Origin of the sequence: Nocardia sp. bgisy134, from assembly GCF_965341865.1 — a bacterium.
Lineage (GTDB): Bacteria > Actinomycetota > Actinomycetes > Mycobacteriales > Mycobacteriaceae > Nocardia.
In genome coordinates, this window is the sequence record NZ_CBDQZP010000002.1 from 268,850 (window position 1) to 282,218 (window position 13,369).

The following is a 13,369-nucleotide window of genomic DNA, read 5'->3' on the forward strand; positions in this document are numbered from 1 at the left end:
CTGGAATGTCGGAGACCACGCAGGCGCCCGAGCGCAAGGCGGCGCCCCCGCAGATCGAGGACGTGCTCGCCCTCAGCCCGTTGCAGGAGGGCCTGTTCTCGCTCGCCAAGCTGGCCGGTGACGACGACCTGTACAACATGCAGTTCGTGATCGAGGTCGCGGGCCCGGTCGACGTCGCGGTGCTGCGCCGCAGCGTCGAAGCGATCCTGCGTCGGCACGCCAACCTGCGCGCCGCGTTCTGGGACCGCGACCTGCCCAAGCCGGTGCAGATCGTGCCCACCTCGGTGGAGCTGCCGTGGTTCGAAAGGACCGCCGACGAACGGGAACTCGAGGCGATCGTGGCCTCCGAGGCGCGTCACGGCTTCGACCTGTCCCGCGGCCCCGCGCTGCGCGTCGCGGTGGTCGCCCTGCCGGACGGATCGCGGCGGATGATCGTGACCGCCCACCACATCCTGATGGACGGCTGGTCGCTCGGCGTGTTCTTCCGCGAGCTGTTCGCGGTCTACGAGGCGGGCGGCTCGGTGGCCGCGCTGCCCGCGCCGCGCCCCTACCGCGACTACATCGGCTGGCTCGCCGCCCGCGACAACGAGGCCACCCTGGGCAGCTGGGCCGACTATCTCGACGACGTGGACCCGCTGATTCTCGCCGACCGCGCCGACGCGGCGGTGAACACGATCGTGCCGACCATCCACAAGGTGGCGCTCGATGGCGCCGACACCGATCGGGTGCAGCGCTGGGCCCGCGCGAACGGGCTGACCATGAACACGGTCGTCCAGTTCGCGTGGGCGATCGTGCTCGGCAGGCTGACCGACCGCAGCGACGTCGTCTTCGGCACCACGGTCTCCGGCAGGCCGGACGAGCTGGCCGGTGTCGAGACCATGATCGGCCTGTTCATCAACACCATCCCGGTGCGTATCCGGCTCGACGAGCTGGACGCCGCGGGCGGGGTGGCGCTCGGCTGCGCCCAGTTGCAGCGCGCGTCGGCGGCCATGCGCGACAACGGGTATCTGAGCCTGTCCGCCATCCAGCGCGCCACCGGGCGCGGCGCGCTGTTCGACACGCTGTTCGTCTACGAGAACGCGCCGGTCGCCGACGTACTCCAGGCGATAACCACCGCGGACGGCACCACCTTCCGGCCGACCGCGTCGGAGAGCCTCACGCACTACCCGCTGGCGGTCGTCTCCTACCTGCTCGACGGAGAACTCGCGGTGGTGGTGGAGGCCGTGGAGGCGGTCCTCGGCGAGATCTCGCCCGCCGACCTGGGTGCCCGCTTGGTGGAGGTGCTGCGCCAGCTGCCCGATATCGGTGACGCGGGCCAGGATTCGCTCGACGTGCTGCTGCCGGGGGAGCGGCCGCAGCCGCCCGCGGCCCCGGCCGACGACGTGCTCGGCGTGACTGTGCCGGAACTGTTCGCTCGCCAGGTGGCCGCGACACCGGACGCACTGGCGCTGAGCACCGAGGACGAACGATACACCTATCGCGAGCTGTCCGACGCCGCGCTACGCCTGGCCGGTGGGCTGTCCGCGCGCGGCATCGGCTCGGAAGACGTTGTCGCCCTGGCCATGCCGCGTTCGGCGGAATCGATCGTGGCGATCCTGGGCGTGCTGGCCGCAGGCGCGGCCTATGTGCCCGTCGACATCACGCTGCCCGCTGCTCGCATCGAATCGATTGTGCGTCAGTCGAACCCGCGCCTGATCCTGATCGACGGCGCGGGCATGCCCGCACTCGACGAGATCGAGGAGCTGCCGCCGGTCGAGGCGTTCGGCGCGGTCGTGACCGACTCCGCGGCCCTCACAGCCCCGGTGCCCGGGCACCCCGAGCAGCGCGCGTACCTGATCTTCACCTCCGGCTCGACCGGAGAACCCAAAGGCGTCATGGGCACCCACGCCGCGCTGGCCTCCTACTTCGCCGACCACCGCGACCGGGTGTACCGGCCTGCGACGGTCCGGCTCGGCAGGCCGCTGCGGATCGCGCACGCCTGGTCGCTGAGCTTCGACGCGTCATGGCAGCCGATGCTCGGCCTGCTCGACGGGCAGTCGATCCACCTGTTCGACGCCGAGGAGATGCGCGACGCGCACCGCCTGGTCGGCGGGATCGGCAGGCACGGCATCGACATGATCGACACCACGCCGTCGATGTTCGCCCAGCTGGCCGCCGCGGGTCTGGTGAACGAGCGCGGCGCGGATCTCGCGGTGCTCGCCCTCGGCGGCGAGGCCATCGGCGTCCCGCTGTGGAAGCAGTTGTGCGCCTTGCCGGACACGGCTGTGCACAACTGCTACGGCCCCACCGAGACCACGGTCGAAGCGGTGGTCGCCTCGGTGTCCGATCCGAAGGCGACGCCGACGATCGGTTCACCGACCACCGGAATGACCGGCTACGTCTTCGATTCCCGGCTGCGTCCGACGCCGCACGGCGTCATCGGCGAGCTGTACCTCTCCGGCGCTCAGCTGGCGCGCGGTTACGCGGGCAAGCCGGGCATCACCGCCGAGCGCTTCGTCGCCGACCCGTTCCGGCCCGGTCAGCGCATGTACCGCACCGGAGACCTGGTGCGGCGCTTGCCCTCCGGCGATCTCGCCTACTTCGGCCGCGCCGACGATCAGGTGAAGATCCGCGGCTACCGGATCGAGATCGGCGACATCGAGGCCGCGCTGCACGCGCTGCCCGGCGTGCGGGAGGCCGCGGTCCTGGTGCTGCGTCGCCCGAGCGGACCGGTGCTCGTCGGCTTCGCGGTCGGCGCGGAACTCGAATCCGCCCGGCTGCGTATCGAACTCGCCGACCGGCTGCCCGGCTACATGGTGCCGCACCGCATTCTCACGGTCGGCGGACTGCCGGTCACCAGCAACGGCAAGCTCGACGCGCGGCAGCTCGAGGCGCTGGCGAACGCCGCGCTGGACAGTGCGGCGGCGAGCACGGCGCCGACGTCCGACACCGAACGCGTGCTGTGCGCGACCGTCGCCGAACTCACCGGCGGCGCCGAACCCGGTATCGACGACCACTTGGTCGAGCTGGGTCTGGACAGCATCGTCGCCATCTCGCTGGTGAACGCCTTGCGCCGCAGGGGAATCGCCACGAGCCCGCGTGCGGTGCTCACCGCGGGATCGATCCGGGAACTCGCGGCGGCCATCGACGCGGGCGCGGGCGGCGAGCGGACCGGCGCCGTCGCCGAGTACGGCTCCGTCGGCCAGGTGCCGATCCTGTCCTGGATGCACGAGCACGGCAACTACCGCAGGCTGGCTCTGAACACCCTGCTGGAGCTGCCCGCCGACGTGGACGCCCCGCGTATGGAAGCGGTGCTCCAGTCCCTGCTCGACGGCCACGACATGCTGCGCGCCCGGTTCGTCGAGACCGCGGCCGGATACGACGTCGTCACCAGGGAGCCGGGTGTCGTGCGCGCCGCGGACATCCTGACCAGAATCGAAGCGGGACCGAACTTCCCGACGGAACTCGGCACGCGCGCCCAAGCGGTGGCCGACGAGATCGACCCGCTCACCGGCGATCTGGTGCGCGCGGTATGGTTCACCCGCGCCGACGGTCCCGGCCTGCTGCTGCTCAACATCCACCACCTCGCGGTGGACCCGGTCTCCTGGCACATCATCTGCGCGGACCTGGCCGCGGCCTGGGAACAGCTGTCGGCGGGCACGCCGGTGGCCGAACTCGCGCACCCGGTCGAGTACACCGCGTACCGCACCTGGGCCGAGCGGACCCGCGCTCGTGCGGGCAGCGCGGAGGTCGCGGCACAGCGCGATTACTGGGTCGGGCAGACCACCGCGCCGGACCCGGTGCTCGCCGCCCGGCGGCCGGACCCGAGCACAGACACCTGGTCCTCCTACCGGGTGCAGCCGCTGTTCACCGCGCCGGAGACGACCGCCGCGGTGCTCGACGGGTTGACCGGTGCGCTCGGCGTCCGCGAATTCCTGCTCGCGGCGCTGACCATGGCCCTGGCGACCTGGCGCACGGAACGCGGCCAGGACGCCGCAGGGGGCGCGTACCTGGCGATGGAGGGCCACGGTCGCGAAGACCAGGTGCTCGGCGCCGACATCGACACCGCGCAGACGGTCGGCTGGTTCACCAGCGTCTTCCCGGCCCGCTTCGGCGCGGGCGCTGATGCCGTGGATGTGGCTGCCGCGGAACAGGATCCGGCCGCCGCACGGGCGCTGCTCGAGTCCGTCGCGGCGACGCTGGCCGCGGTGCCGAACAACGGCGTCGACTACGGCGTCCTGCGCTACTTCGCGGCCGACGCCGAGCTCGCCGCGGCTCCCGAGCCGCAGGTGCTGTTCGACTACCTCGGCCGGATGGACCTGGCCGTCGCGTGCAAGCCGTGGTCGCCGGTCCACGAGGTCGAGCTGTTCACCCAGCTGCCGACCGCACCCGAACCCGATTTCCCACTCCGGTACGCCATGGACGTCATCGCGGGCGTGCAGCCCACCGACGCCGGGCCGCAGCTGGTCACCCTGCTGCGGTGGAGCGATGCCCTGTTCACCGCCGCCGAGGTCGCGCGGCTCGCCGATATCTGGCACGCCGCCGTCGCCGCGCTGGCGCGCGCCGTCGCGCCCGTCGCCGTCGGCGGATCGCCCGCGCAGGCCATGTGAACCCGGAACCCCAAGCCCGTCAGTCGAATCGAAGGACCGCCATGTCAGAGGACATTCTCGAGCGTCGTAAGCAGTTGCTGCAGCGCCGGTTGCGCGACAACGCCGTGAAGGCGGCCGCGCCCGCACCGGTGCGCACCCGCGTCAGCGGTGAGCCGAGCCCGCTGTCGGATGCCCAGCGGCGCATGTGGTTCGTGCAGCGGCTCGACCCGGCCGACACCACGCTGAACGTGTGTGTCGCCTATCGGCTGACCGGAGCGCTGGACGCCGAGCGGCTGCGCGCGGCCTGCGCCACCGTCCTCGCGCGGCACGAGGTGCTGCGCACCACCTACGGCGTCGACGCGGACGGCGAGCCGTTCCAGGTGTCTCGCGACGACGCCGAATTGCTCTGGCAGGAACACGATCTCAGCGCGCTGCCGGAGGCGAGCCGGAACCTGCGTGTCGAGGTGCTCGCCCGCCGCGAGTTCGCGCGCCCCTTCGACCTGACCACCGACCTGCCGCTGCGCGCGACCCTGGCGCGCACCGCGTCCGACGAGCACGTGCTGATCCTGGTCGTGCACCACGTCGGCTGGGACGACGACTCGTGGCCGGTGTTCTTCGCCGAAGTCAACGCCGCCTACCGCGGCGAGGATCTGCCGGAGCCGCGCGCCCAGTACGTCGATGTCGAGGTCGGTGCGAGCAGCGGTTCGGAGGCCGATCTGGCCTGGTGGCGCGAGACTCTGACACCGCTGCCCGAACGCCTCGAACTACCGAACAAGGCGGCGGTGAGCAGCCCGTCCAAGAACGCCGACCGGCGCACCCGACCGCTCGCGCCGGAGCTGATGGCGCAGGTCACCGAGCTCGCGCGCGAGCACTCGGCCACACCGTTCATGGTGCTGCTCGCCGCGTTCGAGGCGCTGATCCACCGGTACACGGCCGCCACCGATTTCCTCGTCTCGGTGCCCGTGGTCAACCGCGGGGCGGGCGCGCAGGGCCTGATCGGCTACTTCGGCAACGCCGTGCTGGTGCGCGCCGATCTGGACGGGTCCGCCGATTTCGCCGCGCTGCTCGAGCAGACCCGCACCGCGTGCGTCGGCGCGTTCGGCCACCAGGGCGTCGGCATCGACCGCGTGGTTCGCGAGGTCGGCCCGGAGCGTGTCGCAGGCCGCGACGCCATGGCACAGCTGGTACAGCTCAGCTTCAGCGTGCGCGGCGAGGCCAACGGCTTCGACCTGGCCGGCGTCGAATCCGCCGAACTGCCGCTCGGCAGCGCGGTGGCCCAGGAGGAGCTGGGACTGATGGTGGTGCTCGACAGCGCGGGCGCGCGGGTCGAGGCGACCTACCTGGTCGACGCGCTCGACCAGCACCTGGTCACGCAGTTCCTCGACCACTACGTCCAGCTGCTGGGCAGCGTCCTGCGCGATCCCGGAATGCGCCTGCGCGACATCGACATTCTCGGCGACGCCGACCGCGCCGAACTGCTGGCCCTCTCGCACGGCCCGCTCGTCCAGACGCCGGCGACCACCCTGGTCGCGATGCTCGAGGACCGTGCCGCCGCCGCGCCCGAGCACGTGGCGGTGGCCTCCGACGACATCGAGCTCACTTTCGACGCACTGAACCGCCGCGCGAACCGCTTGGCGCACTGGCTGATCGGCCGCGGCGTCGGCGCGGAAGACATCGTCGCGTTGCGCATGGCGACCTCCGTCGAGTTCATCCTCGCGTCCATCGCGGTGCTCAAGTCCGGTGCGGCCTACCTGCCGATCGACCCCGCATACCCGGCCGACCGCATCGAGTACCTGCTCTCCGACGCCCGGCCCACGCTGGCCCTCGATGTCGACGCACTCGCGGCAGCGGAAGCCGAGGCCGCCGACCTCCTCGACGCCAACCCGTCCGATACGGATCGCCGCGCGCCGCTGCACCCGTCGAACACGGCCTACGTCATCTACACCTCGGGCTCCACGGGCAAGCCCAAGGGCGTGCCGGTCCCGCACGAGGCCATCGCCGAGCACCTGATCGGCTTCAACGACGAGTGGGATCTCACCCCGCACGACCGGGTGCTGCAGTCGACCTCGGTGAGCTTCGACGCCTCCCTGCTGGACATCTTCGTCACGCTCACGGCTGGTGCGCGGGTCGTCGTGCCCAAGCCGAACGCCTACCGCGACATCCCCTACGTCGCGGATCTGGTCACCCGCCACGGCATTTCGGTGCTGCACATGGTGCCCTCGATGCTGGCCACGTTCCTGGTGCTGCCGGAGGTCAACGATTGGCGCACGCTGCGTCACGTCCCCGTCGGTGGCGAGGCGCTGCCCGGTGAGGTCGCCGACCGGTTCGCGACCCAGTTCGACGCGGAGCTGCGCAACCACTACGGCCCCACCGAGGCCGTCGTGTGCTCGACCCACATGCCGGTGGAGGGGCCGCAGGGCACGGGGATCGTGCCGATCGGCGTGCCGAACCAGAACGTGTACGCGTACCTGTTGGACAGTGCGCTGCAACTCGTGCCCAACGGCGTCGTCGGCGAGATCTACCTGGGTGGACGTCAGCTGGCCCGCGGCTACCTGCATCGGCCCGGCCTCAGCGCCGAGCGCTTCGTCGCCGACCCCTTCCTGCCCGGCGAACGGCTCTACCGCACAGGCGATCTGGCGCGCCGCAATGCCGGTGGCGAGATCGAATTCATCGGTCGCGCCGACGAGCAGGTCAAGGTGCGCGGGCATCGGATCGAACTCGGCGAGGTGGAGGCCACCGTCACCGATTACCCGGGCGCCGCGCACTGCGTCGTGATCGTGACCGAACACGAATCGCTCGGCCCGATCTTGGCCGGATACGTGGTGCCCGTGCCGGGCGTGGAACTCGACCTCGACGAGGTGCGCGCGTTCGTGGCCGCGCGTCTGCCGGAGTACATGGTGCCCGCGGCGCTCACCGTCATCGACGAGGTGCCGCTCACCGCGCACGGCAAACTCGACAAGCGGGCGCTGCCCACTCCCGAGCTCGCGGTGGCCCGCGCTTACCGGGAACCGAAGACGCCCACCGAGATTCGCGTCGCCGCGCTGTACGCCGCGCTCTTCACCCGGGACCGCATCGGCGCCGACGACTCGTTCTTCGAACTCGGCGGGCACTCGCTGCTCGCGGCCCGGCTGATCACCATGATCCGCGCCGAGTTCGGCATCGAGATCGATATGCGCGTGCCGTTCGACAAGCCGACCGTCGCCGGTCTCGCGACACACTTGGTGGCCTCGTTCCTCGATGAATTCGGCATCGACCTCGACGATCTCGACGACACCGAGGCGTCGGGCGCCGACCAAGCCGTCGCCGAGGCGCGCTCGGCGCGGCCGGAGCTTGTGCGCAGGGCGCGGCCCGAGCACATCCCGCTGTCGTACTCGCAGCGCGCGTACTGGTTGCAGCGGCGGATGGAGGGCTCGATCGACGGCGAGAACGTCACCTATCCGATCCGGCTCGAAGGACCACTCGACAGGGCCGCGCTGTTCGCCGCGATCGATGACGTTGTGGCCCGCCACGAATCGCTGCGCACCACCTTCCCCGAGCACGAGGGCACGCCGTATCAGCTCGTGCACCCGTTCGAGCACGTCGAGGTCTCGGTGCTGGATCTCGACGGCAGCGAGGCCGCGCTCGACGCGGAACTTTCCGCTGATGCCGAGTACGTCTTCGATCTGCAAGCGGAGCCGCTGCTGCGGCTGCGGCTGCTGGCGCTGGATCCGGGTACGCACGTGTTGTCGATCCTGATGCACCACATCATCGCCGACCGCCGGTCCTGCCAGATCTTCGTCGACGACCTCACCGCGGCCTACCGCGCCAGGGCGCGTGGCGCGGCTCCGGACTGGCCGGAACTCGCCATTCAGTTCCCAGATTTCGCGATGTGGCAGCGCGAGGTCTTCGACCGAGGACCCGACCGCGCGGTGAGTGACCTCGGTCAGTCGCAATTGGACTACTGGCGCGAGGCGCTGGCCGGACTGCCGGACGAGATCGCCGTCGGACACGACCATCCGCGACCACAGGTGCTGGGGCGCAACGGCATCGCCACGGTGCGCACCGTGCCCGCCGCGATCTGGGAGAAGGCCAGGGCAACAGCCGAGGCGGCGGGCGCTACGGAGTTCATGCTCTGCCAAGCGGTGGGCGCGGTGACGCTGAACGCGCTCGGCGCCGGTGACGACCTCGCCATCGGCGCGGCCGTCGCCAACCGCATCGGCGAAGCGACCGACGACCTGATCGGTCTGTTCGCCAACGTGGTCGTGCTGCGCAATGACGTCTCGGGCGACCCGACCCCGCGGGTCGTGCTGGACCGGGTGCGCGACGCGGCGCTGGACGCGATCAGCCGCCAAGGCGTGCCGTTCGAGCGACTGGTCGAGACCATCAACCCGCCGCGCTCGCTCGCGCGAAACCCGTTGTTCCAGGCGATGATGCACGTCCGGCACCGGCAGGCGCCGGTCGCGTTCAGCGAGGACGGCTCCACAACGGTGCGCGACATCGCCAAGTTCTACGACGTGTCGTTCATGGACTTCCACTTCGACTACACCGTGGACACCACCGGCGACCTGATCGCGCGCGTCGTGGTCAATCCCGACCTGTACGAGGCGGCGACCGGCGAAATCTTCGCCGACGTGCTCACGCGGGTGCTCGAGGCGTTCGCCGAGCGGCCCGACCGGGCGCTCACCGAGCTGGATGTGCTGGCAGGACAGTGGGACCCGGCCAGGTCGGTGGTGCACATGACGCCAGCGGCCGCTCGGTTCACCGACGGGGAGAGCGAAGCGCCACAGACCGACACCGAGCGCACCCTGATCGCCATCCTCGAGGACCTGCTGGAGATCACCGACGTCGGTCGCGACGACGGCTTCTTCGGCCTCGGCGGCGACAGCGTCATCGCCATCCAGTGGGCGGCGCGAGCGGGCGAGGCGGGTCTGCCGCTGACTCCGCAGTTGGTGTTCGAGTACTTCACCATCGCCGAACTGGCCGCCGCCGTGGACGATGCCGCAGCGAACCCGCCCGCCGAGGACGAGCACCGGCACGAGGCGATGTCGGTGTCCGGCCTGGATCAGGACGCCCTCGCCGCGCTGCAGAACTCCTGGGCGGCGCAGAACTGACGCGGACCGGTCGGCCGACCTGCGATCGGCCGACCGGGGTGTGCGACATGGGGAACGACCGATAGCGTCGGTGCCGATGAATTCCGCCACGACAGCAGCCGCGCCCATCCCCGCCGACCACGTGCGGGGCTGGGTGGAGGCGTCGTGACGGCGCAAACCGCGGCGGGGTGCCGACCGTGAGCGGGGCCGCGCCGATGTGGTTGATGGTTCCGGTGTTCGTGCTGCAAGTCGCGGTCACCGTCGGTCGATGGCTGCTGGTGAACGAGACCCCCGCCGACAAACTCATCAACCGGGCGTTGAGTTTCAGCGCGGTGTGCGTGTTCGCCGCGCTGTGGGATACCGATCTGAGTGCCGACGGCTACCCGAGCCGGGTCTTCCTCGTCTGCGGTGTGCTGGCTTTGGCCAGTGTGTACGGTCTGGCCGAATTGTTCGACAACGCCGAACCCGCGACGGTCCGCCGCAGGCAGTGGGGCTACGACGTGTTCGCGGTGAGCGGCGCGGGGGTGCTGTTGCTCGGCGACGGTCTCGCCGCGCCCGCGACCTGGTGGCGGACCCTGCTCTGGGTCGGTGTCTTCCAGTTGCCGATGGCCGGGGCGGGGGTGCGCACCATGCGCGCGTGCCTGCGCGAAATGCCGCGCGCGAGTTCGCGGCGCGAGCGGGTTGCCTACTCGGCGTTGATGGCGACCGCCGCCTATTGGTGCGCCGCCGCCCTTTTCGCCGCGACCACAGCGATCCTCAGTGGCCTCACCTATCCCACCGAATGGACCGTGACCTCGTGTCTGGTCTACCTGTTCGTCACCTTGCTCACGGCCGTGCCGCTGGTCCGAGCCGTAGGAGTGTGCAGCGGACTCGACCGCACCGGGCGGGAACTACGCACCCTGCGCCCGCTCTGGCGGGACCTCACGACCGCCGTTCCGGAAGTCGTGCTGCGTCCCGCGGCCGGACGGATCACCGAACCGGACTCGCGCCTCTACCGTATGGTCGTCGAGACCAGGGACGCGCTACAGCACCTGCGGATGTACATGCCGCGCAACGATTCCGGCGAGCTCGGCATCGCGGCCTACGCGCGCCGGATCGCGCAAGCGGTCGACGCCAAGGCAGCCGGGGTCGCGCCCTCCACGGAACGGGCGAGGGAGAATCCGTACGCGGGCCAGGATCTGGACGCCGAACTCGGACACCTGCTCGAGCTGGCCAGAGCCTGGCCGGGCGCGGTCAGCGAGCCCGGGCGGGCGAACCGACGATGACGCTGCCGACGTTGCATTCCTCGAGCTCGTTCACGCCCGCGGCGGACACGAACGCGGCGGTGTCGCTGAAGCCCTGCGCGCACGCGCCGAGGCCCATCGCGGTGGCCGCGAGATACACCGTCTGCATGAGCACGCCGACGTGCTTGAGGATGCTCGCGTAGGCGACCTGCTCGTAGGTCCACATCACCCGCCCCGAACGCGCGGCCATCAGCAGCACCAGCTGCGGTTCGCCGCCGTCGACCAGCGTGGCCGAGGTGGAGCGGATCAGCTTCTGCACGGCGGGCGAGTCGCTGGGGGCGACGGGACGCAGCACGTGGCCGAACGAATCGTAGTGGTACATACCGGGTTCCAGACCCGCGACGTTGCGCACGATCGGGTACAGCTCCAGCTCGTACACGCTGCCGCCCGACGGGTACGGGCGCGAGGTGAGCTCCTCGCCCTCGGCGACCTCGCGGACCGAGCGGGTGCGGGCGGTGCGGTACAGCAGCTCCGCGAGTTGATCGACGGTCATCGGCGCCGCGTCGTCGAAATCGCGGCAGGAGACGCGATCTTCGAGCACGTCGGTGAGGCTGGGGTCGGCGATGCGCAGCTTGTCCAGGTCGGGCTTCGCGAGCGGGACCGCCGCGCCGGGGTAGTCCGGCTTGCGCGCGGGCGGCTGCGGGAACGACGGCTTGCCCCACTTGGTCGGGCCGAAGTGCTCCCAGGTGATGGTGCGCGGACCGAGCGTGCTGCGGCGGTGGAACCACAGGTCGGGCGCGCTCCAGCTGCGGGTGGCGAACTCGCGTTCCTCGGCGGCCGGATCGGCGACCAGGAAACCGCACCAGTGCAGGTCGTCGGCGAGCTGGGACTTGATCGCGATCGGCAGTGTGGAGTCGGCCGCGCCGGGGCCGTCGAGCAGGCTGAGCAAGCGCGGGTCGTGGATGCGCAGATCGCACCAGGCCAGCGGATGCTCCAGCACGAAGCCCTGTGAGTCGCGGTGCAGTACAGCGAATTTCGACAGGGTCGCCGACCACGGCAGTGGCGTATTCGGCCGGGCGGGCGGGTCGGTGAAGGGCCGGATGGTGTAGAGGTCGCGGCCGCCGTCGCGCACGGTCACCGACAGCCAGCCGCCGTCGGTCAGGCGCTCCACCAGCTCGCCGACCCCGGCGCCGCCGCCCGTGCCCGCCATCTCGCCGAGGGTGGACGGGCCCTGGTTCAGCGTCTTCAGCGCCTGCACCTGGTCCGCGCCGAGGCCGGTGAGCTTCTGGTTGTTCGGCGGATTCAACAGCACCGCGCCTGTGGGCACGGTGACGCAGGTGACGCCGTCGCGCAGGGCGAACCGGGTCTGGTCGGGGTAGGTGGTGACGGCGGGCACCGGGAAACTCCTCTTGCTTCTTGCTTTTCGCTTACTTCGCGACGTTGGCCAGCGCGGGCGACAGCTTGTCCAGGATGAACGGGATGGACAGCACGGTCGGCTGGTTGATCCCGGTGATCTCCTGCGTGGTCAGAAAGACGACCGCGTTCTTCTTCACCGCGGGCAGCTCCGCGTAACCGGGCAGCTGGCGCCACTTTTCGTCCATGCCCGCCGAGTAGCCCGCGAGCAGCAGGTCGGCGGTGAGCTCGTTGACGCGCTCCGGCGACAGCGCGACGCGGCCCTGGTTGGCGGGCAGGTCGACGAGGTTCTTCGGGATGCCGAGGCCGAGCTGGGCGAACACCTTGCTGGATCCGTCGTTCGGGTCGTTGAGCACCATCAGCTGGGTCATGCTGGCCAGCCAGGTGCTGGCGAAGGTCTTGCCCTTCAGGCCGGGGTTGGCCGTGGTGATGCCCGCGATCTTGTCGTTCACGCCGGCGATGAGCTCGGTCGCCTCGTCCTGCTTGTGCAGCACCTTGCCGAGCGTGGTGACCAAGTCCTGCCAGGGCGTGACGATCTCTTTGCTCAGGCCGGGCAGGGTCGGCGCGACCTTGGAGAACTCGTCGTAGTTCTTCTGGTCGGCGATGAAGGAGTCGGCCAGGATCAGGTCCGGTTCCAGCGCGGCGACCTGTTCGGCCAGATTGCCCGTAGTGCTCAGCGGTTTCGCGGCCTCGCCGATCTTGGGCTGCCACGGCGGCGCGCCCTTGCCGAGCACGGCGACGTTGTCGATGTAGGCGGCGGGCGTCACGCCGAGCGCGATGCTGGTGTCGAGCCACTGGTTGCCGAGCACCACGATCTTCTTCGGCACCCCGGTGATGGTGGTCTCGCCCCTGACGTGGCTGACGGTGATCGACTCGCCGTCACCGCTCGCCGCGTCGCTCGACGATCCGCACGCGGTGACGCCGAGGGCCATGGCGCCGGCCAGCACGGCCACCGCCGCCCGCGCCCAACCGCGGGAAGCCCGCACAGACCTCATCGTTGAACCCTCCTTCACCGAGGAACTCCTCGATCGGCCCTCCCGAGCCACCAGATTAAGTCAGCCAAGCCTAACCTATCCATATCTCGGAACAGCCCCCG

At 70.5% G+C, this 13,369-nt stretch carries 5 protein-coding genes; 3 read left to right on the forward strand and 2 right to left on the reverse strand.

Features of this window, described 5'->3' with window-relative positions; all coding sequences use genetic code 11:
- Positions 1–5: 5 nt before the first annotated feature.
- The 3 genes from ACRWNM_RS05180 to ACRWNM_RS05190 all read left to right on the forward strand — a co-directional run bounded on the left by ACRWNM_RS05180 (position 6) and on the right by ACRWNM_RS05190 (position 10,902).
- Positions 6–4,589: an amino acid adenylation domain-containing protein gene (locus tag ACRWNM_RS05180; RefSeq protein WP_431964017.1), complete on the forward strand. Its 4,584-nt coding sequence runs from the start codon at positions 6–8 to the stop codon at positions 4,587–4,589.
- 41 nt (positions 4,590–4,630) lie between these two features.
- Entirely contained in the window at positions 4,631–9,658 is a 5,028-nt protein-coding gene (locus ACRWNM_RS05185; protein WP_431964019.1) for an amino acid adenylation domain-containing protein, read from the forward strand.
- A 176-nt stretch (positions 9,659–9,834) separates the two neighbouring features.
- Positions 9,835–10,902, forward strand: a complete 1,068-nt coding sequence (locus tag ACRWNM_RS05190; protein ID WP_431964021.1) for an MAB_1171c family putative transporter — start codon at positions 9,835–9,837, stop codon at positions 10,900–10,902.
- Here ACRWNM_RS05190 and ACRWNM_RS05195 read toward each other — a convergent pair.
- Complete coding sequence (locus tag ACRWNM_RS05195) at positions 10,871–12,256, reverse strand: SagB family peptide dehydrogenase (RefSeq protein WP_431964023.1); 1,386 nt, start codon at positions 12,254–12,256, stop codon at positions 10,871–10,873. The two genes, ACRWNM_RS05190 and ACRWNM_RS05195, sit on opposite strands and share 32 nt — an antisense overlap.
- Before the next feature lie 31 nt (positions 12,257–12,287).
- Complete coding sequence (locus ACRWNM_RS05200; RefSeq protein WP_431964025.1) at positions 12,288–13,268, reverse strand: ABC transporter substrate-binding protein; 981 nt, start codon at positions 13,266–13,268, stop codon at positions 12,288–12,290.
- Positions 13,269–13,369: the final 101 nt, after the last annotated feature.

Coding starts and splice junctions, on each gene's coding strand:
- ACRWNM_RS05180 (WP_431964017.1), top strand. CDS start 6: ATGTCGGAGACCACGCAGGCGCCCGAGCGCAAGGCGGCGCCCCCGCAG.
- ACRWNM_RS05185 (WP_431964019.1), top strand. CDS start 4,631: ATGTCAGAGGACATTCTCGAGCGTCGTAAGCAGTTGCTGCAGCGCCGG.
- ACRWNM_RS05200 (WP_431964025.1), bottom strand. CDS start 13,268: ATGAGGTCTGTGCGGGCTTCCCGCGGTTGGGCGCGGGCGGCGGTGGCC.